The 21,375-nt window shown below is 64.7% G+C and carries 21 protein-coding genes and 1 tRNA gene; 11 read left to right on the forward strand and 11 right to left on the reverse strand.

What is annotated here, in order from left to right; genetic code table 11:
- Nucleotides 1–99: 99 nt before the first annotated feature.
- The 5 genes from larE to EB812_RS10070 all read right to left on the reverse strand — a co-directional run bounded on the left by larE (nt 100) and on the right by EB812_RS10070 (nt 4,583).
- Nucleotides 100–957, reverse strand: a complete 858-nt coding sequence (gene larE / locus EB812_RS10050; protein WP_242621271.1) for an ATP-dependent sacrificial sulfur transferase LarE — start codon at nt 955–957, stop codon at nt 100–102.
- A gap of 85 nt (nt 958–1,042) precedes the next feature.
- Nucleotides 1,043–1,909 carry a nickel pincer cofactor biosynthesis protein LarC gene (gene larC / locus EB812_RS10055; RefSeq protein WP_118229510.1) on the reverse strand — a complete coding sequence of 289 codons (867 nt, stop codon included), beginning with the start codon at nt 1,907–1,909 and terminating at the stop codon, nt 1,043–1,045.
- A complete protein-coding gene (gene larB / locus EB812_RS10060; RefSeq protein WP_130958236.1) occupies nt 1,891–2,589 on the reverse strand; it encodes a nickel pincer cofactor biosynthesis protein LarB in 699 nt (232 codons plus the stop codon). Before larB ends, larC begins: the two co-directional genes overlap by 19 nt.
- 12 nt (nt 2,590–2,601) lie before the next feature.
- Nucleotides 2,602–3,339: a translation initiation factor 2 gene (locus tag EB812_RS10065; protein WP_130958237.1), complete on the reverse strand. Its 738-nt coding sequence runs from the start codon at nt 3,337–3,339 to the stop codon at nt 2,602–2,604.
- Between the two features lie 2 nt (nt 3,340–3,341).
- A complete protein-coding gene (locus tag EB812_RS10070) occupies nt 3,342–4,583 on the reverse strand; it encodes an HD domain-containing protein (RefSeq protein ID WP_130958238.1) in 1,242 nt (413 codons plus the stop codon).
- A gap of 323 nt (nt 4,584–4,906) precedes the next feature.
- Here EB812_RS10070 and rplM point away from each other — a divergent pair, with 323 nt between their 5' ends.
- The 9 genes from rplM (at nt 4,907) to EB812_RS10115 (ending at nt 15,684) form a co-directional block, all read left to right on the forward strand.
- Entirely contained in the window at nt 4,907–5,341 is a 435-nt protein-coding gene (rplM, locus tag EB812_RS10075; RefSeq protein WP_118229513.1) for a 50S ribosomal protein L13, read from the forward strand.
- An 18-nt stretch (nt 5,342–5,359) separates the two neighbouring features.
- Nucleotides 5,360–5,752: a 30S ribosomal protein S9 gene (gene rpsI, locus EB812_RS10080; protein WP_118229514.1), complete on the forward strand. Its 393-nt coding sequence runs from the start codon at nt 5,360–5,362 to the stop codon at nt 5,750–5,752.
- 409 nt (nt 5,753–6,161) lie between these two features.
- On the forward strand, nt 6,162–7,967 hold the full coding sequence (locus EB812_RS10085; RefSeq protein WP_130958239.1) for a YcaO-like family protein: 1,806 nt from the start codon (nt 6,162–6,164) through the stop codon (nt 7,965–7,967).
- A gap of 215 nt (nt 7,968–8,182) precedes the next feature.
- Nucleotides 8,183–9,328 carry an ABC transporter substrate-binding protein gene (locus EB812_RS10090; protein WP_118229516.1) on the forward strand — a complete coding sequence of 382 codons (1,146 nt, stop codon included), beginning with the start codon at nt 8,183–8,185 and terminating at the stop codon, nt 9,326–9,328.
- 124 nt (nt 9,329–9,452) lie between these two features.
- Nucleotides 9,453–10,346, forward strand: a complete 894-nt coding sequence (locus tag EB812_RS10095) for a branched-chain amino acid ABC transporter permease (RefSeq protein WP_118229517.1) — start codon at nt 9,453–9,455, stop codon at nt 10,344–10,346.
- The gene (locus EB812_RS10100) at nt 10,346–11,383 is read left to right on the forward strand and encodes a branched-chain amino acid ABC transporter permease (RefSeq protein ID WP_118229518.1); all 1,038 of its coding nucleotides are present in this window, start codon (nt 10,346–10,348) and stop codon (nt 11,381–11,383) included. The genes EB812_RS10095 and EB812_RS10100 overlap by 1 nt, the downstream gene beginning before the upstream one ends.
- Nucleotides 11,380–12,198, forward strand: coding sequence for an ABC transporter ATP-binding protein (locus EB812_RS10105; RefSeq protein ID WP_130958240.1), 819 nt, complete (start codon nt 11,380–11,382; stop codon nt 12,196–12,198). The genes EB812_RS10100 and EB812_RS10105 overlap by 4 nt, the downstream gene beginning before the upstream one ends.
- A gap of 18 nt (nt 12,199–12,216) precedes the next feature.
- On the forward strand, nt 12,217–12,939 hold the full coding sequence (locus tag EB812_RS10110; protein ID WP_118229578.1) for an ABC transporter ATP-binding protein: 723 nt from the start codon (nt 12,217–12,219) through the stop codon (nt 12,937–12,939).
- A gap of 120 nt (nt 12,940–13,059) precedes the next feature.
- Nucleotides 13,060–15,684: a M16 family metallopeptidase gene (locus EB812_RS10115; protein ID WP_130958241.1), complete on the forward strand. Its 2,625-nt coding sequence runs from the start codon at nt 13,060–13,062 to the stop codon at nt 15,682–15,684.
- 194 nt (nt 15,685–15,878) lie between these two features.
- Here EB812_RS10115 and EB812_RS10120 read toward each other — a convergent pair.
- Nucleotides 15,879–15,964, reverse strand: a tRNA-Leu gene (locus EB812_RS10120).
- A gap of 650 nt (nt 15,965–16,614) precedes the next feature.
- Here EB812_RS10120 and EB812_RS10125 point away from each other — a divergent pair.
- Nucleotides 16,615–17,085, forward strand: coding sequence for a phosphatidylglycerophosphatase A family protein (locus tag EB812_RS10125; protein WP_118229521.1), 471 nt, complete (start codon nt 16,615–16,617; stop codon nt 17,083–17,085).
- 72 nt (nt 17,086–17,157) lie between these two features.
- Here EB812_RS10125 and infA read toward each other — a convergent pair whose 3' ends face one another.
- From infA to EB812_RS10150, 5 genes are all read right to left on the reverse strand, one after another.
- Nucleotides 17,158–17,376, reverse strand: a complete 219-nt coding sequence (gene infA / locus EB812_RS10130) for a translation initiation factor IF-1 (protein WP_118229522.1) — start codon at nt 17,374–17,376, stop codon at nt 17,158–17,160.
- Between the two features lie 327 nt (nt 17,377–17,703).
- Complete coding sequence (gene lgt, locus EB812_RS10135; protein ID WP_380059439.1) at nt 17,704–18,525, reverse strand: prolipoprotein diacylglyceryl transferase; 822 nt, start codon at nt 18,523–18,525, stop codon at nt 17,704–17,706.
- Complete coding sequence (gene moaC / locus EB812_RS10140) at nt 18,525–19,013, reverse strand: cyclic pyranopterin monophosphate synthase MoaC (protein ID WP_118229524.1); 489 nt, start codon at nt 19,011–19,013, stop codon at nt 18,525–18,527. The genes lgt and moaC overlap by 1 nt, the downstream gene beginning before the upstream one ends.
- An 89-nt stretch (nt 19,014–19,102) precedes the next feature.
- Entirely contained in the window at nt 19,103–20,242 is a 1,140-nt protein-coding gene (locus EB812_RS10145) for a metal-dependent hydrolase (RefSeq protein WP_130958242.1), read from the reverse strand.
- 2 nt (nt 20,243–20,244) lie between these two features.
- On the reverse strand, nt 20,245–20,586 hold the full coding sequence (locus EB812_RS10150) for a chemotaxis protein (protein WP_130958243.1): 342 nt from the start codon (nt 20,584–20,586) through the stop codon (nt 20,245–20,247).
- A gap of 119 nt (nt 20,587–20,705) precedes the next feature.
- Here EB812_RS10150 and EB812_RS10155 point away from each other — a divergent pair, with 119 nt between their 5' ends.
- On the forward strand, nt 20,706–21,347 hold the full coding sequence (locus EB812_RS10155) for a phosphatidylserine decarboxylase family protein (RefSeq protein WP_130958244.1): 642 nt from the start codon (nt 20,706–20,708) through the stop codon (nt 21,345–21,347).
- The last annotated feature ends 28 nt before the right edge of the window (nt 21,348–21,375 follow it).

Raw genomic sequence — 21,375 nt, forward strand, 5'->3', positions numbered from 1 at the left:
TTGCCAAGTGAACCCGCACCCCAGGGGCGCCCCTTCGGACGCGTAACCACGGTTACGGCAGCGTTGTCTTCGCCCGTGCTCAGTCCGGAGCGTACGGCTTCAGACAATCTTTTTCGTGTCGTAAAAACCGCTTATGTCCTGATCCAGACGGATGGTGCAGGGGGCAAAGCCGTGCGCGGCGAGGATGGCCTCCACCTGCGGGCGCAGTTCCGGGGGCAGGCGCTGGGCCTGGAGCAGCGGTTCGGGCGTGACGCGCAGGCGAAAGTCGCCCAGGGCGGCTCCTTGTTCTGCGTCGGCGGCGGCCGACGCATCCGCCGGGGCGGGCAGGGCGTCCAGGGCGGCTTCGGCGGCGGCCAGGCGGCGCAGCAGGTCTTCGGTCGGTTCGAAGCCGTAGGCCAGGCGGGTCAGCAGGCAGGGCCGGGCGCGCTGGTCCGGCCGGTCCAGGCCGGTCTGGCGGGCCAGACGGCGGATGTCGTCCTTGGTCAGCCCGGCCTCGGCCAGGGGGGAGCGCACGCCGGCTTCTTTGAGGGCTCGCAGTCCGGGGCGAAAGGCCCGCATGTCGTCGGCGTTGGTGCCGTCGCAGAGCGTGCAGGGCGCGTCTTGTCCCGTGAGGGCCAGGGTCGCCCGCAGGGCGGCCATGAGGCCGCGCTTGCAGGCGTAGCAGCGCTCGCGGCTGTTGGCGGCCACCTCCGCCAGAGGCAGGGGGCTGTAGTGCACAAGCCGCAGGGGCAGACCGCGACGACGGGCCCAGTCCTGCGCTTCCGCACTTTCCTGCGCGGCAATGTGCGGCCCCTGGGCGTGCAGGGCCAGGACGCGGCTGCCGCAGAGCAGGGCGGCGTGGCAGAGAAAGCGACTGTCCAGCCCACCGGAAAAGGCTATGGCGCAGGCGGGCAGACTGCGGAAAACTTTCCGCAGGCGGTGGGGCAAGGCAGCGGCTTTGGTGGGATCGGCATCCATGACATACCTGTATCTATAGTAAATAGAAAGGGGGTACCGGGGGCGCGCCTCCTGACTCGGGGGGGGCGGCCGTGTCCTGGTCCGTTTATTGCGCCGTGCCCAGGGCCCAGAGCGCGCCGTTGGGCACGTGGGGAAAAACTTTGTCGCCGTAGCTGATGCGGGTTTTGCGCACAGTCATGGCAGGCCAGGGCCCGAAATCGGCCTTGAAGGCCTTGAGCAGGCAGAGGGCGGTAGGGGTGACGGTTTCGCCCTGCCCGGCAAAGCCCTGCACGGCTACGCCTTCCAGCATGTGCAGCACGGCCGGGGCCGGGGTGGGCAGGCAGCCGTGGGCGCAACGGACCAGGCCGTCGGCCAGGGGCAGGGGGCTGCAGACAAAGCGGTGGGGGGCCAGCTGGGTGAACAGACGGCAGGCGAGGCAGATGTCCAGAATGCTGTCCAGTGCGCCCACTTCGTGAAAGGTCACCTGCTCCGGACTTTTGCCGTGCACTGCGCCCTCGGCGGCAGCCAGAACAGTGAAGGCCTCCCTGGCCAGGGTGGCGGCGTCGGCGGGCAGGGCGCTGACGTCCAGCAGGGCCAGAATGTCGGCCAGGCTGCGGTGGCTGTGCTCGTGGGGCAGGTCAATGTGGCAGCCTACACCGGCGATGCCGTTAACCTGGCGCGCTTCCAGCCGCAAAACGCCGTGCAAGGCTGGCAGGCGCAGTTCGTCCGTCAGGGCGTCCAAGGCCGGGGCGTCCAGGTCCAGCAGGGCGGCCAGACCGCTGAGCAGCATGTCGCCGGAAAGGCCCGAAGCGGGCCGTACGGTAAGGACTGTAAGGCTGGCGGGATGTTGCGCAGGCGCGTCGGGGGCCGGATGCGTATCTGGCGCCGGATGTGCGCAGGGGGCGGAGTGGCAGTGCGGCGCAGGATTGTGGCTGGGCGCGCTGTGGGGCGGCGTCAGGGTTTGCCGGGGCATGGGGTTTCCTTTTCATTGAGAAGATTGATGATTCTTGCGGCGGCGCAGGCCGCGCCGTAGCCGTTGTCAATATTCATGACGCCCACGCCTGGGGCGCAGCTTACCAGCATGGCGGCCAGGGCCGTATGCCCTTGACGGGCCATGCCGTACCCCACGGAAGTGGGCACCGCAAAGATGGGGCGCGGCGTAAGGCCTCCTACCACCGAGGCCAGGGCCGCGTCCAGACCGGCAACCACGATGACCGCGTCGGCGGCGGCCAGGTCCGGCAGGCTGGCAGTGATGCGCCAGAGCCCGGCCACGCCGTTATCCTCTATGACCTGGTGGTTTATGCCCAGATACTCCAGGGTGCGCGCGGCCTCCCAGAGCACGGAGCCGTCGGCCGTGCCTGCGGAAACCAGGGCTACGCGGCCGTGGGCTTTGGGGGGCAGGGGCCGGGTAAAGGCCGTGCGGGACAGAGGATGATACCTGTAGCAGGCGCGGATGTCTTCCGGCGCTGCGGCAAAAACGTCGGCGGCGAGCCGGGTAAACAGCACGGGGGCGGGGTCGGCGGCGCGGTCGCGCAGCAGATCCAGCACGGCCTCGCGTGGTTTGCCCTGGCAGAAAACGGCTTCGGGCAGGCCGATGCGGGCGTGGCGGCCGTGGTCGAACAGCACGCCGTAGTTGGTGGTCTGGTTGGTCATGGCGGTATGCACTCAGCGGCGCAGAATGGTGCGCAGGGTTGCGGCCTCCGGGCCGGATTGACTGTTCAGGGCCTGCGCCACGCGGGCGTCGACCTCAGGATGCCGGGGGGCCATGTCGTAGAGGGAAGCCGCGGCGGCGGCGCTGACGGAAAAGTCCGGATCGTTCTGCAGCCCTGCGGCGTTGAGCCGGGCGTAGCGCAGGGCCGCCGCGATGATAGGGTCCAGATAGGCCGCGTCGCCCGAGGCCAGGTAGGCGGTCCAGTACATCTGGAGCACGGTTTTTTCCGCATAGAGATTCCAGCGCAGCAAGGGGGCCGGGCTGGCAGTGATCTGCCGGAGCAGCAGGGCGTCGTCGGGCTGCAGCAGGCTTTGGATCAGAGCGTCAGCGTCGGGCAGTTGGGCCAGGTGCGCAGCCCAGGCCAGGGTGCGGCGTCCGTCGCGGCTCAGGCTGGGCGCGGGCGGCAGCAGGCGCGGTCTGGCCGAAGGGTCGCGGCGCAGCACTTCGGCCAGAAAGGCGGCCAGGGCCAGTTGTTTGCGGCTGTCGGCCAGCACGCCCTGGGCGTCAAAGGTGCGCAAAATGCCGGGCAGGGTTTCGGCCCGCTGCTCACGGTAGTAGTATTCCATGTCGCGGGCGTAAAAGGGCACGCCCTTGGCAATGGTCAGGGCCTGTGCCGCCAGAGGCGTGAACAGCGTGCAGAAGGCCAGCAGCAGGGCCGACAGTGCGGCTGGTGGGGCGGGAAGACGTTTCATGGTCAGTCAAAGTCCGCCAGCAGGGCGTCCAGGTTGAGGCAGGCGAGGGGGCTTTCGCGCAGGCGAGTAAGCAGGCGCACGCGCGCTTCCAGCAGGTGCGGCGAGGAAACCCCGTTGCGGATGGAGCTGTGGGCCTCCAGAAAGGCGGCCAGGTTGTCGCAATCTTTGAGCAGGCGGCCGTCCTTGGGGTCCAGGTCGTCCGTATTGCCCTCGCGCTGCAGGGCGTCAAAGCCGTCCAGCGTCCGGACGCGACCCTGGCGACGGACGCATTCCTGAAATTCCGAACCCACCTCCAGGCCCAGAAAGTAGGAGATGCGTGCCACCAGGTCCGTAAAGCCTTCTTCCCGCAGAGGGGCGAACAGGCGGCGTTCCAGTTCCGTTTCTTCGTATTCTTTGATCATCTTGGGCAGGCTGGCGATGGATTGCTTGACCGGCGAGATAATGTCGCGGGTGAGCACTTCGGGCAGGTCGTGAAACAGGCCGCAAAAAAAGTTATTGTCGGCGCGGGCCGGGCAGGCCTTGACCGTGAGGCTGAAAAAGTAGGCCAGACAGGCCACAATGAACATGTGTCCCAGCACCGAGGTGGAGGGAATGCGCGGGGCCTGCGTCCAGCGGATCTGAAAGCGCAACTGCCCGCAGAGGTTGGCCAGCCGTGCCAGGGCCGTGCGGGGCGTGCGCATAGCAATAAGGCCGGGCAGGTCGGCAAAGGCCGCCAGCCTGTCGTGGAAGGACTGGCCGATGTCGTCCATTTCTTCGTCAAAGGGCGTGTTGAATGGTTCAATAAGGCGAAATTCCCACTGTGAGGCATAGAGGTGGGCAGCAGTAAGGATGCGTCGTGCCGGGCTTTCTTCATCGGGGTGCAAATGCCATGCGCGCATGCGCTTCCAGAAAGGGCCGAGGGGGGCCAGCGCCGGGGCGAGCCGCTCCAGAACGTGCTGCGTGAGCGCGCGGAACTGGCGGGGGTTGGCCTTGATTTTGTAAAAGATGGGCGGCTTGATGTCCGTAATGATGGCCCGGTAGAAATAGTCGAAAAGACCGCCTTCAACAATTTCTGTCGCCAGGGCCACGCGCCGGGCCGTGTCGGCCTCACGGGTGTATTCGTGCCAGAGCACGCAGGCAAGCAGCATTTTGTGGGCCTGCTTGTCGATCTCAAGCAGTTCCACGGGGCGCAGCTTATCGTTCCAGCGCAGTAAGTACGCGCCGGAAAAAATGAGTTCCAGCAGACTCTTGCGGATGACGGGCATGGGGCCTCCCGGTGTGCCTACAAAAAACAGTTGGCAGTATAGGGGCTCATGGTGTAAACCTCAAGGGCTTCACAGCCGTTTCGGCCGGACGGACGCGCGTGGCGTTCGTCCCAAAACCGGATTCAGGCCGGGTCTGCACCAGGCCCGCGACCTGTGCAGTGCGCCAAAGCGCCCCCGGCGCTTGACAGGCCGGCGCGTTTTGCTGTATTGAAGCTACCTTTGCTGCGATACTGTCGTCATCCCCCGTTGGGCGGCGCATCGCGGGTTTGAAACGCCAAGCTGCCTGACGGCCGCCGATATTTGCAGAGTGAGGAGTCATTCCCATGAAAACGTTCAGCCCCACCCCCAAGGACATTAACCGCCAGTGGTTTGTGGTGGACGCTCAGGATCAGGTGCTCGGTCGTCTGGCCAGCCAGATCGCCCACCGCCTGCGCGGCAAGCACAAGCCCGAGTTCGCCCCGCATATGGACAACGGGGATTTCATCGTGGTGGTCAACTGCGAGAAAATCAAGGTCACCGGCAATAAACTGCAGGACAAAAAATACTACCGGCATTCCGGCTGGGTGGGCGGTCTCAAGACCAGCGTGCTCGGCGACGTGCTGGCCCAGCACCCTGACCGGGCGCTCATGTCCGCCGTGCGCGGCATGCTGCCCAAAAACCGTCTGGGTCGCGCCATGCTGAAAAAGCTCAAGATCTATGCCGGGGCCGAGCATCCGCATACGGCCCAGAATCCGCAGCCGCTGACTCTCGCGCACTAGTTAAGGACGGAGAACGCCATGAGCGAAAAATTTGAATACGGCACCGGCCGCCGCAAGACCGCCACGGCCCGTACCCGCGTTTACGCCGGTTCCGGTGCCATTGTGGTCAATGGTCGCACGTTTGAAGAATACTTCCCGCGCAAGACCCTCCAGATGATTATCCGTCAGCCCTTGGTGCTCGCCAAGCTGGCCGAAAAGCTGGATGTGCGCGTCAACGTGGCCGGCGGCGGCGTGAGCGGTCAGGCCGAGGCTGTGCGCCACGGCATTTCCCGCGCCCTGCTGGCGGTAGACCCGGCCCTGCGCCCCTTGCTCAAGAAGGCCGGCTTCCTCACCCGCGACGCCCGCAAGAAAGAGCGTAAAAAGTACGGTCTGCGCGCCGCCCGCGCCCGGTACCAGTACTCCAAACGTTAATATGGTCGGGGGCCGCGCCGTTGCGCTCAAGGGAGCGGGCGGCGCGGCCCCCCTGTTTTGGCCACGGTGCTGTCGCGGCCCGGCGATGGGCTTGTCGGTTGAAGTTGTCCTGGGCCATGTCCGTTTTGGGGCCGAGCTGCGTTTTTTGTTACGCAAAGCCCGATGGGCGGCAGTGCTGTCAAGCGGCGTTTCGGGCGCAGAGCCCGGTTCCCGGCGCACAGTTTGAGCGGATTCCGGTTGACGACCGAGACGTGTCAGGGCGGGCCCGCAAGGTCCGTCTTTTTTTGTGCCGCGTTCCGGAATCCCCGGCAGCCGCGGCTGCGGAACATGCCGCGCACGGCCTTCCGTTTTTGGGGGATGTGGAGCCCCTGTAGCGCGCGTCATGCGCAAGCCGCAAGGGTACAGTCTGATGAACCGCAGCACCCCAGATTCTTTTGCCGACCTGCCCCCCCTGGATTACGCCTACGCCCACGAGCGCACCCAGGCCACCACGGGCTATTTCTCCTGCCTGCCTCCCGCCTCCCTTTCTTTTGATGCGGCTCTGGACCGCCTGGAAGCCGCGCCTTACGACGACTTTCTCCATCTGCATCTGTTGCGTCTGCTGGGTAAGAACCGCCCGGCGGAACTGCGTCAGTTGGCCGCTCGCTGCGCTGACGCGACCGACGGAACTTGCCCGCGTCCGGCTCTGGCCGCGCTGCTGCGGGAGTGCGCCCTGCTGTTGCCGGGGCTGGAAGATCTGGACGCGGCCCTGACGCCCACGGCGCGGGCGGCGGCTTTGGCGGCCACCCCGGCCGTGTATCTGCGCGCGGCCGCGCAACCCGATTTTGCCGCGTCTGCGGCCTGGAGCGCTTTGTTCCGCGCCAATATCTGCGAGCACCATCCCTTGCCCCGCTGGGGGGAGGCCGATGTGCCGTCCCTGTTTGCGGAAGCGCGCGTACGCGCCGCTCTTGAGGCCATGGCCGCCCAGGCCGGGGAGCTGCGCCGTCAACACGTCCTGCTGGCGGCCAATTCCGGTCCGGCCTGGCAGCGGCCCCCGGCCCAGGAAACGTTTTTGCGCGCTCAGGACGCCCTGATGGAGGCCGGTCTGGTGGAAGGGCGGGAAATGCGCCACGAGGCTTCGCTGGCGCCCATTGCCCTGCTGCGCGGCTGGCGGGTGGATGTGGCCGTGCGCAACGGGGCCGTGCGGCATACCCTGCGGGGCGCGGCCACGGCTTACGGGCGCGGGCTTTCGCTGGCGGCGGCCAGGGCCTCCTGCGCCATGGAGATTGTGGAGCGGGCCAGCGCCTATGTGAGCGTGGAGGAGGGCGGCGCGGCGGCCGACGACTGCGGCGGACCGGTGGTGGGGCGCATTGCCCAGCGCAAAAACGCTTTGCCCCTGGTGCGGGCGCGGCTTTCGGAATTGCGCGCCCAGGGGCGGGAGGCTCTGGACCCCAACAGCCTGCCTTTGGAAGCGCCGTACACGGATTTCCCCCTGCACTGGCTGTCCGCGCATGACAGCGGCGGCGCGACGGTGCTGGTGCCGGCCCAGGCCGTGTTTTTGTTCTGCAATCTGGACGAACCGGCCTTGTTTGTGGCCGGCGGGTCCACGGGGCTGGCTTCGGGCAACACCCCGGAGGAGGCCAAGGTGGCCGCGCTGACGGAAATTGCCGAACGCGACGCCGAGGCCGTGACCCCCTACAGCCGCACGCGCTGCTTTTGCCTGCGCAGCCGCGACCCCCGACTGCAGGCCCTGTTGGACGATTATGCAGCCTGCGGCGTCCGGGTGCAGTTTCAGGATCTGACCACGGAACTGGGGCTGCCCGTGTACCAGAGTTTTGTGCTGGGGCCGGACGGGGCTGTGGTGCGCGCCACCGGAGCCCATTTGTGCGGTCCGCGCGCGGCCCTGGCTGCGTTGACGGAAACGCCCTGGCCCTATTCGCCGGTGCGCAGCGCGCCGCCGCGGCCTTCTGGGCCGGGCTTGGCTGGTCTGCCTGTGCGCGATCTGGAAGATCTGCCGGACCTGAGCCTGCCCTCGCCGGCGGCGGAGCTGCGGCTTTTGGAAAGCGTGCTGGAGGCCCAGGGGCGGCGGCCTCTGTACGTGGATCTGACCCGCGCGGACCTGGATTTGCCCGTGGTGCGGGCTCTGGTGCCGGGGCTGGCGCTGACTTCGGAGTGGGAGCGCTTTTCGCGCCCAGGTCTGCGCTTGTTTGCCCGCTACCTGGCTACGGCGGGCTGAGTTTTTTACGTCAGCCGTCACGCAGCGGCCCGCAGACGTCTCCGGGGGCGGAGGCGCGGGCCTGGGGGCACGGTACCCCCACGCTGCGACGACGGAGATTTTGTGGCGGCAACGGGGCGGAACAATTGCGGTCCCCCTGTATCTGGCGTAGAGTGTCGCCAGCGGTTGGCCTTACTTTGAGGCCGCCAAGAACCTCAATGACTGGAGGGAGAAGGATGAAATTGGGTAAACTGCTTGTGGCGCTGGCCGGGCTGGCGCTTTCCCTTGGCGTTGCAGGCCAGACCCTGGCCGCCGAGGCTGGTCCTGTCAAAATCGGCGTATACCTCCCCCTGACCGGGCAGAACGCTTTTGGCGGTCAGCTGGAACTGGAAGGCGTGCGCCTGGCGCACAAGGAAATGCCCACCGTGCTGGGCCGCCCCGTGGATTTGGTGGTGGTGGACAACAAGTCCGACAAGGTTGAAGCCGCCAATGCCGTGAAGCGCCTGGTGGAACGCGACAAAGTGGTGGCCCTTATCGGCACCTACGGTTCCTCCCTGGCTATGGCCGGCGCTGAAGTGGCCGAAAAGGCCAAGGTTCCCGGCGTGGGCACTTCCTGCACCAACCCTCTGGTAACCCAGGGCAAAAAATACTACTTCCGCGCTTGCTTCATTGACCCTTACCAGGGCGCGGCCGCGGCCACCTATGCCTATGAAAATCTGGGCCTCAAAAAGGCCGCTGTGCTCATGGACATGACCAACGACTATGCCGTGGGCCTTTCCAGCTTCTTTACCCGTTCCTTCAAAAAGCTGGGCGGCGAAGTGGTGGCCAACCTCAAATACAGTTCCGGTGACCAGGACTTCACTGCCCAACTTACCGAACTTATTTCTAAAAAGCCTGACATCGTGTTCATGCCCGCCTACTTTGCCGAAGGCGCCATCATCATGAAGCAGGCCCGCGAGCTGGGCGCCAAGTTCCGCCTTATGGGCGCGGACGCCATGGACAACCCCGATACCCTCAAGCTGGGCGGCAAGGCCGCGGAAGGCTTTTTGCACACCACCTTCCCTTACGACCCGCAAATGCCCAATATGAGCGCCGAAGCCAAGCGTTTTACCGAAGCCTGGAAGGCCGTCTATCCTGAAAAGGAAACCAACGTCAACGGCGCCCTGGGCTACAATACCTACTTCCTGATCCTTGACGCCATCAAGCGCGCCAACTCCGCCAAGCCCGAAGCCATAGCCAAGGCCCTGGCGGAAACCAAGAACCTGCCCACCGCTCTGGGCTCGCTGACCATCAACAAAACCCACGATGCTGAAATGCCCGTGGGCATCATTGAATACAAGGACGGCAAGCGCGTGTATGTGGGCGAAGTGACGCCCAAATAAATCGCCCCCTTTCCGGCCCCGCGGCGGCAATCGCCGCGGGGCGTTTTTTCCCTATCTGCCGCACAGTCCGGCGGCGGGGGACGCTTTGCGTCCACCCGCTTTGCGGGCCGCGCCGAGGTGGCTCATGAGCCTTGACATGTTTTTACAGCACTGTTTTAACGCCCTCACCCTGGGGTCGCTCTATGCCCTGATCGCCATCGGCTACACCATGGTCTACGGCATCCTGCGGCTCATCAACTTTGCCCACGGCGATATCCTGATGGTGGGGGCCTACTTCGTTTTCTTCGGCACTTTTGCCTTCGGCTGGCCCTGGGGCGTGGCGGCGGTGGTTTCCGTGGCGGGCGCGAGCCTTCTCGGCGTCATCATCGAGCGGGTGGCCTACCGCCCCCTGCGCGACGCTCCGCGCATTTCGGCGCTGATCAGCGCCATTGCGGTATCCTTTTTTATTGAAAGTCTGGCCGTGGTGGTCTTTACCGGACAGCCCCGCCCCGTGCTGCAACCGGAATGGCTGGTTGCGGAATGGCAGGTGGGCGGCGTGCGCATTTTGCCGCTCACGGCCTTTGTGCCGAGCATGACCATCGTGCTGGTGGCCATTCTGCTTTATGTGGTCTACCGGACCAAACCGGGCCTGGCCATGCGCGCTATCTCCAAGGATATTGAAACCACGCGCCTTCTGGGCGTGCGGGTGGACAACATCATTGCCCTGACCTTCTGCATCGGTTCGGCCCTGGCTGCGGCCTCGGGCATCATGTGGGCCCTGCGCTACCCCCAGGTGCACCCTTACATGGGCATCATGCCGGGCCTGAAGGCCTTTATTGCCGCTGTGTTCGGGGGCATCGGCTCCATTCAGGGCGCGGTCATCGGCGGCGTGGCCCTGGGCTTTGTGGAAATCATGACCGTGGCCTTTATGCCGGAACTTTCGGGCTACCGCGACGCCTTCGCCTTTGTGCTGCTGGTGCTCGTGCTGCTGTTCAAGCCCACGGGCCTCCTGGGCGAGCGGCTGGAGGAGAAGATCTGATGCGCCTCAACACCAGCACATTTCTGAGCATCGCCCTCATGCTGGCCGGGGCCTGTGTCCTCTGGCAGGCGGAGAGCTTTCTCGGCGATTACCAGATTTATATTGCCAAGCTCATCTTCATCAACGCCATCCTGGCGCTCTCGCTTAACCTCATCTACGGCTTTACCGGCCTGTTTTCTTTGGGGCACGCGGGCTTTATCGCCATCGGCGCCTATGTTTCGGCCCTCTGCATTCTGTCGCCGGAACAAAAAGAAATGATGTGGATTCTGGAGCCCATCATCTGGCCTTTTTCGGAGCTCATGACCCCCTTCTGGGTTTCGGTGCTGGCCGGCGGGCTGGTGGCGGCGATCTTTGCCTTCATCATCGCCGTGCCCGTGCTGCGCCTGGGCGACGACTATCTGGGCATCGCCACACTGGGCTTTGCCGAGATTATCCGCGTGCTTATCGTTAACGCCACGGGCATCACCAACGGCTCTCTGGGCATCAAGGGCATACCGGGCCATGCCTCGCTGCTTTCCTGCTATGTCTGGATGCTCTTTACGCTCATTGTGCTGGCGCGGCTCGTCTTCAGCAATTACGGCAACGTGATGCGCTGCATCCGGGATAACGAAATAGCCGCCAGGGTCATGGGCATCAACGTTTTTCGCTACAAGGTGCTCTCCTTCTGCGTAGGCGCGTTTTTTGCCGGCGTGGGCGGGGCCCTGCTGGGCAGCCACCTTTCCACCATCGACCCCAAGATGTTCAATTTTTTGCTGACCTTCAACGTCCTCATGTTTGTGGTGGCGGGCGGCCTGGGCTCCCTGACGGGCAGCCTGCTGGGCGCGGGGGTCATCACTATTCTGCTGGAATGGCTGCGCGCCATTGAAGAACCCATGGACCTGGGCTTTATTGAGCTGCCCGGCATCCCCGGCATGCGCATGGTGGTGTTTTCTCTGGTTCTGCTGGGCATCATCCTTTATCGGCGCGAGGGCATCATGGGCACCAGGGAGCTGACCTGGAAGGGGCTGAATGCTCTTTTGAGGAGGGGCAAGGCATGAGCGCCTACACCGCACCCACCCCCCCGGACTACAAGGGGGCGCTGCTGCTGGCCAAAAACGTGACTATGCGCTTTGGCGGCGTCACCGCCGTGAGCGACCTGACCCTGGCTCTGCCCCAGGGGGCCATTGCCGGCATCATCGGCCCCAACGGCGCGGGCAAAACCACGGCCTTCAATGTGCTCAGCGGCTTTTACACCCCGCAGGAAGGGGAGGTGCTGTTTAGTGGCCAAAGCATCAAGGGCCTGCATCCCAACGATATCTGCCGTCTGGGCCTTGCCCGCACCTTTCAGAACATCCGCCTTTCGCAGCAGATGAGCGTGCTGGAAAATATTATGGTGGGCTGCCACGTGCGGCGGCACTGCCCCTGGTGGATGGCCCCCCTGGGCCTGCCCGCCTTTTACAAGGAAGAAGCGGCCATTGCGGGAAAAAGCCGCCAACTGGCCGATCGGGTGGGCCTGAGCGAAAATCTGAACGACCAGGCCGGCAGCCTGCCCTACGGGGCACAGCGGCGGCTGGAAATTGCCCGGGCCCTGGCTACGGAACCACGTCTGCTTTTGCTGGACGAACCAGCCGCGGGCATGAACCCGCAGGAAAGCCTGGAACTTATGCATTTTATCGGGCATATCCGAGACGAGTTCGGCCTCACCATCTTGCTCATTGAGCACGATATGAAGGTGGTCATGGGCGTGTGCCAGTATATCTGGGTTATGGAATACGGCGCGTTGATCGCCGAGGGCGGCCCCGATGCCGTGCGCAGCAACCCCGTGGTCATCCGCGCCTATCTGGGCGAGGACGCGCCCGCGGGCGGCAAATAGGGGCAGCATATGGGCAACATCCTTGAAATCAAAGACCTGCAGGTGCGCTACGGCGGCATTCAGGCTGTGCAGGGCGTGAGCCTGGACATCCCGCGCGGCAGCATCGTGACCCTTATCGGGGCCAACGGCGCGGGCAAGAGCAGCATTATCCGCTCCATCGCAGGGCTGAACAAGCATATCGGCGGCGACATTCTGCTCACCCGGCACGAGGGCGAACCGCCCGTGTCCTTGCGGGGGCTCAAGCCCGAAGACATGGTCCGCAAGGGCATTTCCCTTTCGCCCGAAGGACGCCGCATCCTTCCGCATTTGAGCGTGGAGGAAAATCTTCTTCTGGGCGCGTATTCCCGTTCGGACTCTTCGGCCATTGCTGAAGATCTGGACTGGGTCTACACCCTGTTTCCCCGCCTCAAAGAACGCAACTGGCAGAAGGGCGGCACCCTTTCCGGCGGCGAACAGCAAATGCTGGCCGTGGGCCGTGCCCTCATGAGCCGCCCGGACCTGCTCATGCTGGACGAGCCCTCCCTGGGACTGGCGCCGCTTTTGGTGCGCGAAATTTTTGCCATCATCCAGCGCATCAACCAGGAGGGCAAGACCGTCCTGCTGGTGGAGCAGAACGCTTACGCGGCCCTTTCTGTGGCGCACTACGCCTACATTCTGGAAGTGGGCCGGGTGGTTTTAGCTGGTCCTGGTAAAGAAATGCTTGAAAATCCAAAGGTTAAAGAGGCTTACCTGGGCGGCTAGGCGTTGCTCCCGTCCGGTCCGCCTGCTATAGTCGGCGCGTCCCTCACAAGGGGCGCGCCTTTGCATTTTCCAAGGGCGTTTCCCTTTGCGACATGAAGAAACCTTTATTGTGGAGCGATTATGGCACGCCACGGTTTTTTATTAACACTGTTTTTTCTGTTGCTGGCGACGTCCGCGTCTGCCGCTCAGGCCGCACCGGGCAAGGACATGCTGCTTACCCGGCTGCCTAACGGGCTGACGGTCTGCATTGTCAAAGATACCCGCTTCCCCCTGGCGGCCACGCGCCTTTATGTGCGTACGGGTTCCGCCAATGAAACGGCGGCCCAGGCCGGCATCAGCCACTTGCTGGAGCATATGGTCTTCAAGGGCACGGAGCACCGGCCCAAAGGGCAGGTAGCCAAGGATGTGGAAGCCCTGGGCGGCTACCTCAACGCGGCCACAAGTTTTGACAAAACCTGGTTCATTACGGATATGCCCGCCGCCCACTGGCGCACTGGCATGGACGTGGTCAAGGAAATGGCCTTTCAGGCTTCTCTGGACCCCAAGGAGCTGGAGTCCGAAAAGAAAGTGGTCATCTCCGAGCTGGAGCGCGACCAGGACCAGCCCATGAGCCGCCTGTTTGAAAGCCTCCAGACTTCCACCCTGCACAATACCGTCTACGGACGGCCCGTCATCGGTTATAAGGATACGGTGCGCGCCGTCACGGCCGACGACCTGCGGGCCTATGTGCGCCGCTGGTATCAGCCGCGCAACATGCTGCTGCTGGTGGCCGGCGATGTGGACCCCCAGGCTGTGCTGGAGCACGCCCGTCAGCTCTTCGGCGGGCTGACCAACAGCGGCGACCAGGCGGCCCCGGCCCCGGTGGACCTGAGTGCGGCCCCCGGCGGGCCACAGGTGGAAGTCATCCGCGGCCCCTGGAGCAAGGTCTATCTGGGGCTGGCTTTTCCCGCGCCTGCCCTGAGCGACGTGCGCTCCACCGATCTGGACGTGCTGAGCTATCTGCTGGGCGGCGACGGCACCTCCCTGTTCTACCGCAAATACAAGTATGAACAACAGCTGGTGGACAGCATCGGCATGGGCAATATGAGCCTGGCCCGCGCGGGCCTGCTCTACCTCTCGGCCCAGATGGACGCGGACAAGCTCGAGCCCTTCTGGCAGGGCCTGACCAAAGACCTGGCAAGCCTCGCCGCCAAAGACTTCAGCGATGAAAGCGTGCGCCGGGCCGTGTTCAACCTGGAAGACGGCATGGATCGCTCGTCCGAAACCCTCAGCGGCCTGGCGGCCTGGACTGGAAGCGTGCAGTTTGATCTGGGCGGCGCACAGGCGGAAGCCAATATGCGCGCGGCCCTGGGCAGCGTGGACCAGAACCGCCTGCGTACAGCCCTGAGCCGCTGGCTGCAGCCTCAGGCCCTGCGAGTGCGCGTGCTGGCGCCGGAAAAAGCCCAGTTGCCCGACCTGGAAGCCATTCTGCGCGCCAACTGGCCCGCCCCGGCCGCGCCCAAAGGGCCCGCGCCGCAGGCCGCCGATGCCGCCAAGGCCGAAACCTTTGACCTGGGCGGGGGCCGTACGCTCATTTTGCTGCCCGATGCCACTGTACCCTATGCCGCAGTGCAGCTCTCCTTCCCCGGCGGCAACGCGCTGCTTGCGGCTGAGAACCAGGGGCTGGCCGGTCTGACCGCCCGAACCCTGACGGACGGCTGCGCCGACCTGGACGCCCAGGGCGTGGAACGCTGGTTGGCCCAGCGCGCTGCCTCTCTGGACGCCAGCGCCGGGTTGCAGACCTTTACCGTATCCCTCACCGGCCCGGCGCGTTTTAATGCGGACTACTTTGCCCTGCTGCAAGACCTGTTGACCAAACCGCGTTTTGAGGAGCAGGAAGTGCGTCGCGAAGTCAGCGACATGCTTTCCGACCTGCGCCAACGCGCGGACAGGCCTACGGGGCTGCTGTTCTCCCGCTTGAATCCCTTCCTCTATCCCAACGGTCAGCCCTACGGCCTGGACCCGCTGGGCACGCCGGAATCTCTGGCCCGCTTCACCCCCAAGGATGTGCGCAGCTTCTGGGAACAGCAACTGCGGCAGCCCTGGGTGCTGGCCGTGGCGGGCGACTTTGATCGCGAAGCCGTGCTGACCTTTGCCCGCAGCTTGCCCGTGCCCCAGGGCAAAGCCCTCAGCGTGTCGCTGCCCGTCTGGGGTACGGATAAAAAGCTGGACCTGCATCTGCCCGGCCGTAACCAGGCTCATGTGCTGGAGGTCTTTCGCGCCGTGCCGCCGGACCACCCGGACGCCCCGGCCCTGCTCCTGCTCCAGGCTGTGCTTTCCGGCCAGAGCGGCCTGCTGTTCAGCCAGATGCGGGACGTGGAGGGCCTGGGCTATACGGTCACGGCCTTCTACCGCGCCATGCCGCTGGCCGGCATGATGGCCTTTTATATTGGCACCACGCCGGACAAGGTGGAACAGGCCCGCCAGGGCTTTGCCAGGATTATCGCCCAGGTGCAGGCCAAAGCCCTGCCCGAAGAACTGCTGCGCGCCGCGGTCAACCGCCTGCGCGGCGAATACTACCGTGACCGGCAAAGCCTGGGCGCGCGCGCCGGCGAATCCGCCACAGACGCCGTGCTGGGCCGCCCCCAGGGTTTTGATCTGACCCTTATTGACAAGGCCGCCAAGCTCAGCCCCGAACAGGTCCAGACCGCAGCCCGCATCTACCTTACCCCCCCCAACCGCTACGACCTGCTCCTGCAGCCGTAGAGGGGCGTTTGGGGAAGGGACTTTGTGGGGGGAAAGGAGACCTTTGATCAGCGCTGTCTTCATCCGTGGCTTCCTTCGGTGCAACGGCTGAAGCTGAACAAAAGTTTCCTTCCTCCCGCCCCTCCCCAGTCTTCAAAAAGTCAAATTCCCGGATTCGTCATTTTGACGAATCCGGGAATTTCCTTGATATTGCTTGGTACCCGGAGCGGGATTTGAACCCGCACGCCCTTTCGGACTAGGGATTTTAAGTCCCTTGTGTCTACCGTTCCACCATCCGGGCACTGGCGGCGTACCGTAGCCGTGTGGTCCGTCCGCGGGAGCTTTGTATATCCTGGACGGCCCGTCCTTACAAGCCTTTCTCCGCCGGACTGTGCCGGAGCTGTGCGCTTTGCGGCGTGGAATGCGTTACGCGCCGCCAATTGGTTTGCTGTTGTCTGATAACTTCAGCTTTCCCGATTTTGGGGAGAATGACGGGCCTGTCAGAACACTACATCTAGAGCAGATTGATTATTTTGAATATATATTCTCAAAGGTTACAGTCCGCTTGTTTCGGCGCGTAAGTGTGCGAATAAATAGAGCTGCTGTCTGCATCCACAGCCAGGGGCGTTGCTGTCGTTGTCCGAACTTCCTGCGTCGTCACTGCCAAGCTCTTTTGCCATAACGGGAAGCCCCTGCGTCGCAACGACTGAGGCTGCGTTGGCGCCTCCACGGCGGGCGTCTGCTCCCGCAACCGCCGGGGCATTTCAACGTTGAAATGCCCTACGTCGCTCTAACTGTGCACCAACCGCTGTGCCGCCGCGCCCTCCTGTGGAAGCGCGGCGGCGCAGCGGCGTGAAGAAGACGCCCCGCACGCAGCACGTCGCGCATTGCGGGGCGAGGGCAGGGATGGTAGGCTGCAGCCATCTGCACAGCCTGACCAAAGGAGCTTTCATGCGTTTTTCAGATGCCGCCGTGCTGTGTTTCTGCCGCTTGGGCGTGGCCGGTCTTGACCCCAAGGCCCCAGGCACCTGGGGCACGGCCCTGGCCTGCCTGCTGGCGCCCTATCTCTTTTTGCCGCTGGGGCCGGTGTGGCGCGTGCTGGTCTTGCTGGCGCTGTTTGTGCTGGGCGGGCTTGCCGCCACCAGAGCCGAACAAATTCTGGAACGCCGGGACCCCGGCGAGGTGGTCATTGACGAACTGGTAGGGGTGTGGCTGGTTTTGTTGCCCTTTGCCCGGCCGGGCTTCGGGCTGGTGCTGGCGGCCTTCGCCTTTTTTCGTCTGTTTGATATCCTCAAGCCCTGGCCCGTGCGGGCTTCGGAAACCTGGCTGCCCGCCGGCTTCGGCGTGATGATTGACGATGTGCTGGCGGGCCTGTGGGCCCTGGTTTGCGTGGCCCTGCTGCGCTGGCTGGGCCTGGTGTAAGCCTGCTGGCCCGGACGGCTTTGGGATAGGCGCGACGTTGCGGCCTGTGGACCCCGAGAACGGGGGCGGCCGCTACTTCATACGGTACGTGATGCGTCCGCGCGTGAGGTCGTAGGGCGAAAGCTCCACCTTCACACGGTCGCCGGGCAGGATGCGGATGTAAAATTTACGCATTTTGCCGGAAATATGGGCCAGCACTTCATAACCGTTTTCCAGCTGCACGCGGAACATGGCGTTGGGCAGCGCTTCCTGCACCACGCCGTCAACTTCAATAGCCCCTTCCTTAGCCATATGGCCTCCTTGATTGAAATGGATAAACGCCCGTCAGTTTCCCAAAAAAGCGGGGGGCTGTCAACCGGCGGGCACGGGTCGCCCGCCGCCGGTAAAGGCGCCACTGCGCAATAAGCCGATTGCGCACGGGTAGGGACGTTGCGCCTGCCGTTGCGCCTATGCCTGCGCAACGCAGGGGTGTTCCGGCGGCGCGGCCTTTCGGAACGTCGGCGCGCAGCGGGATTACCTTCAAGCTGCGCACCCGCCTCCCTTGCAAAGAGAACGGCCGCCCCCGCCGCCGGTAAATGCGGTCTTGGGCGGCCGCCCTCATCCTGTCGGCAGGATATTCTACCGGCGCTTTTTGCTGTTCTTTTTATGGAAAGCGACAGGCGCGGGCGGCACGGGTGCGGCCTTACGGCAGAGCAGCCACAGGCCCGCCAGGAACAGCGGCACGCAGAGCGCCTGCCCCATGGTCAGCCAGTCAAAGGCCAGGTAGCCCAGCTGCACGTCGGGCACGCGCACAAATTCCACACCAAAGCGGAATACGGCGTAGCCCAGGGCGAACAGGCCGGAAACCGCCCCTTCCTTGCGGGGTTTGGCCGAAAAAATCCAGAGGACCACGCCCAACACCAGGCCTTCCAGGGCAGCCTCGTACAGCTGCGAAGGATGCCGGGGCAGGGGCCCCCCGCCGGGGAAGATCATGGCCCAGGGCACGTCGCTGACTTTGCCCCAGAGTTCGCCGTTGACGAAATTGCCCAGCCTGCCGAAAAAAAGTCCTTGCGGAATGAGCGGCGCAATAAAGTCCGAGACTTCCAGAAAGCTGCGCCCGCGTGAACGCGCGTAGTACCAGAAGGCTCCCAGTACGCCCAGCAGGCCGCCGTGAAAGGACATGCCCCCGTTCCAGATGCGCAGAATTTCCAGCGGGTCGTCAAGGTATACGGGCAGATCGTAAAACAGCACATAACCCAGACGGCCGCCCAGAATAATGCCCACCATGACGCAGGTGAGCAGGTCGTCCACATCGGCGGCGGTCCAGCCGGACCCGGGCTTTGCGGCGCGGCGGCGGCCCAGAATCCAGCCCAGGGCAAAGCCCGCCAGATACATGAGGCCGTACCAGCGCACCTGCAGATGCCCCAGGTTCAGGGCCACGGGGTCCAGGATGGGGGCGATCACGGCAGCTCCGGCGCGTCATAGCGGCCGCTGCGGCCGCCGCTTTTGTGCAGCAGGCGCACCCGGCTGATGACGATGTCGCGCTGCACGGCCTTGCACATGTCGTAGATGACGGCCGCGGCCGTCTGCGCAGCCACCAGGGCTTCCATTTCCACCCCGGTGGGCCCCACGGTGCGGGTTTCGGTTTCAATGCGCACCCGCGGCGGCTCGTCCGTGATTTCAAAACGCACGTCGGCGTAAGTGAGATTGAGGGGATGGCAGAGGGGGATGAGCTCGCCCACACGTTTGGCGGCCATGATGCCGCCCACCTTGGCGCAGGTGAGCACGTCGCCCTTGGGCAGTGCCGCCTGACGCAGCAGCCGCATGGTAGCCGGAGCCAGCTCCACCACGGCCTCGGCCACGGCCACGCGCTCCGTGGGGGGTTTGTGCCCCACGTCCACCATGCTCAGGTTGCCTTGGCTGTCCAGATGCGAAAAAGATGTGTCCATAGCGGCCTCCGGAGGCAAGATGCGATGCCGTCAAAAAACGACGTTATGGGGCGGCATACCCCATGTGGGGCTGCCGCGCAAGGCGGGGGTCAGTACAGCCCCACCAGCCAGAGCGGCCAGGGCGCGGGTCCGGGGCGCCGGGGCGCGCGCCAGAGCGAATCTTGCCGACTGTCAGAAAAACGCAGGCGTTCCCGCAGCAGGTGGGGGGCCGCGCACATCTCCGCGTCCGCGCTCAGGGCCGCCCGCCGCACACAGTCCACCTCGGCCAGATATTTGAAGGGAATGTCCGCATTGGGCCGGTGGTTCATGATTTCGCGCACCCACCCCAGGCTGCTGCCAAAGCGCAGGTCGTAGATCATCAGGCGCACCGGCGCGGTGCCGACGGCTTCCGGCGAGGTGGGCAGCTCCGCCGGGGGCACGGGCCGCACCACCGGCAGGATGGCAAAATCAAAAAAGGCCCTGGCCGCCACGGATTGCCGCGCCAGAGCGTCCAGCAGACGCGGCGAGGCCGCCGGACTGACGCTTTCCGCAGTCCTGAAGCGCCCCAGGGCGTCCAGCCCCCGCAGATGCACCAGCATGCCCTGCGGGCTTTCTTCTTCATAAAGTACGCGCCAGAAGAAGGGGGCAAAGGCGTCGGGCAGCACCGTAACCTGGCGCACCGTTTTGCCCTGGGCGGCCAGGAGGTCTTCTACCTGTGCCGTGTGCCAGGAGTTGAGCGAAAGCCCGGCCAGCGGATAGACAAACAGCCAGACCAGGGCCAGAAGCATGCGCCACCAGCGGTCGCGCCAACGCCAGAGAGCCAGCAGCAGGGGCAGGGTGAGCAGCAGGTCGATGATGAACACGGCGTTGAGCCGTACCCGCAAATGGGAAAAAGGCACAAAAATCATGGTGCCGTAGGTGGTGATGCAGTCCAGCCAGATGTGCAGCAGCACCATGCAGGTCATGAACAGCCAGACCGGGGCCGGCCGCCAGTGACCGGGGGTAGCTGTTTTCCACAGGGGTCGGGCCAGCAGGGTCAGCGCCAGGCCCAGCACGGGCGCAAAAAAAAGCGAATGGGTCAAGCCCCGGTGCAGCAGCAGAAACTGCAGGGGCGTGTGCGCCAGCAGTACGTCCACATCCGGCGCGGCGGCGGCCAGGGCGGCCAGGGGCACGGCCCAGCGGGTAGCGGGACGGTGGGGCAGGGCCAGCATGGCCACGGCGCCGCTGGCTGCGTGGGTGACGGGGTCCATATTTATTGCCTGAAGGGGCTGCGTTGTTTCGGCACGGCCCTGTAGGCCGGGTCTTCAGGGCTTGCGGCCTCGTCCAGCCCCTGCATACGGCGGAATTGCCGCGCACGCCAATCCTGCGTGGCGGCCATGACGTCGGGACGGTTCTGCCAATACAGCATACGCTGTGTGTTGTCGGAACCGTAAACCGGGTAGCGCAGCCCATCTTCCACGCTCACGCCCGGAGAGGTGCCCGTGGCCTCCGCAGAGGTGCCCGTGCCCACATCCTTGGGGCCGCAGGCCCAGAGCAGACCCGGCAGGGTCAGGCTCAGCGCCAGGACGCGCAGGCGGCAAAGCGGCTTGTTCATGACCCGTACTATAGCCTTGGGCGCGGCGTCCGGCAAGGGGCGGCTTGCCAAAGCCCCCCGTAAAGGACTAATCTTACCCGTACGGATTTTCCCGGCGCTCCCACCACAGGAGGATTTTCATGCGTCCAGCCCGTTGCGGCATTACCCCCGAAGGTTGGCCCTGCATTGGCCTTACCGCCCTGGCGGCCCTGGTTTTCGCTTGTTTGGATTGGTGGCCGGCGGCTCTGATTTTTTTGGCCTTGTGCTGGTTCAGCGTCCATTTTTTCCGCGACCCGGAAAGGGTGACGCCCACGGGGCCCGGCCTGGCCGTGAGCCCCGCCGACGGCAGGGTCATCCGTGTGGAAACGCGGCCGGACCCCTTCAGCGGAGAAGCGCGCCAGTGCGTGAGCATTTTCATGAATGTCTTTAACGTGCACGTGAACCGCGCCCCGGTCGCCTGCACGGTGCAGGGCATTCTGTACCTGCCCGGCAAGTTTCTCAATGCCTCCTTTGACAAGGCCTCCACGGACAACGAACGCTGCGCCTACAGCCTGCGCGACGCCAACGGCGACCTCTGGAGCATGGTGCAGATCGCCGGGCTGGTAGCCCGCCGCATCGTCTGCCGGGTGGAGGAGGGCGATACTCTGGACCGGGGCGAACGCTATGGCATGATCCGCTTTGGCTCGCGTGTTGACCTTTATTTGCCCGAAGGCTATGTTGCGGCAGCGCGTGTGGGCGAAACCGTGCTGGCCGGCCAGAGCGTACTGGCCCGTCCGCGCTGAGCGCCCTCTGGCGCGTTCTTCACGTTTG

Origin of the sequence: Desulfovibrio legallii, assembly GCF_004309735.1 — a bacterium.
GTDB lineage: Bacteria > Desulfobacterota > Desulfovibrionia > Desulfovibrionales > Desulfovibrionaceae > Desulfovibrio > Desulfovibrio legallii.

Coding starts and splice junctions, on each gene's coding strand:
- EB812_RS10150 (WP_130958243.1), bottom strand. CDS start 20,586: ATGAACAAGCCGCTTTGCCGCCTGCGCGTCCTGGCGCTGAGCCTGACC.
- EB812_RS10145 (WP_130958242.1), bottom strand. CDS start 20,242: ATGGACCCCGTCACCCACGCAGCCAGCGGCGCCGTGGCCATGCTGGCC.
- moaC (WP_118229524.1), bottom strand. CDS start 19,013: ATGGACACATCTTTTTCGCATCTGGACAGCCAAGGCAACCTGAGCATG.
- larE (WP_242621271.1), bottom strand. CDS start 957: ATGGATGCCGATCCCACCAAAGCCGCTGCCTTGCCCCACCGCCTGCGG.
- EB812_RS10085 (WP_130958239.1), top strand. CDS start 6,162: ATGAACCGCAGCACCCCAGATTCTTTTGCCGACCTGCCCCCCCTGGAT.
- EB812_RS10155 (WP_130958244.1), top strand. CDS start 20,706: ATGCGTCCAGCCCGTTGCGGCATTACCCCCGAAGGTTGGCCCTGCATT.
- infA (WP_118229522.1), bottom strand. CDS start 17,376: ATGGCTAAGGAAGGGGCTATTGAAGTTGACGGCGTGGTGCAGGAAGCG.
- EB812_RS10090 (WP_118229516.1), top strand. CDS start 8,183: ATGAAATTGGGTAAACTGCTTGTGGCGCTGGCCGGGCTGGCGCTTTCC.
- rpsI (WP_118229514.1), top strand. CDS start 5,360: ATGAGCGAAAAATTTGAATACGGCACCGGCCGCCGCAAGACCGCCACG.
- EB812_RS10070 (WP_130958238.1), bottom strand. CDS start 4,583: ATGCCCGTCATCCGCAAGAGTCTGCTGGAACTCATTTTTTCCGGCGCG.
- larB (WP_130958236.1), bottom strand. CDS start 2,589: ATGACCAACCAGACCACCAACTACGGCGTGCTGTTCGACCACGGCCGC.
- EB812_RS10105 (WP_130958240.1), top strand. CDS start 11,380: ATGAGCGCCTACACCGCACCCACCCCCCCGGACTACAAGGGGGCGCTG.
- EB812_RS10095 (WP_118229517.1), top strand. CDS start 9,453: ATGAGCCTTGACATGTTTTTACAGCACTGTTTTAACGCCCTCACCCTG.
- rplM (WP_118229513.1), top strand. CDS start 4,907: ATGAAAACGTTCAGCCCCACCCCCAAGGACATTAACCGCCAGTGGTTT.
- EB812_RS10100 (WP_118229518.1), top strand. CDS start 10,346: ATGCGCCTCAACACCAGCACATTTCTGAGCATCGCCCTCATGCTGGCC.
- EB812_RS10125 (WP_118229521.1), top strand. CDS start 16,615: ATGCGTTTTTCAGATGCCGCCGTGCTGTGTTTCTGCCGCTTGGGCGTG.
- EB812_RS10115 (WP_130958241.1), top strand. CDS start 13,060: ATGGCACGCCACGGTTTTTTATTAACACTGTTTTTTCTGTTGCTGGCG.
- EB812_RS10065 (WP_130958237.1), bottom strand. CDS start 3,339: ATGAAACGTCTTCCCGCCCCACCAGCCGCACTGTCGGCCCTGCTGCTG.
- larC (WP_118229510.1), bottom strand. CDS start 1,909: ATGCCCCGGCAAACCCTGACGCCGCCCCACAGCGCGCCCAGCCACAAT.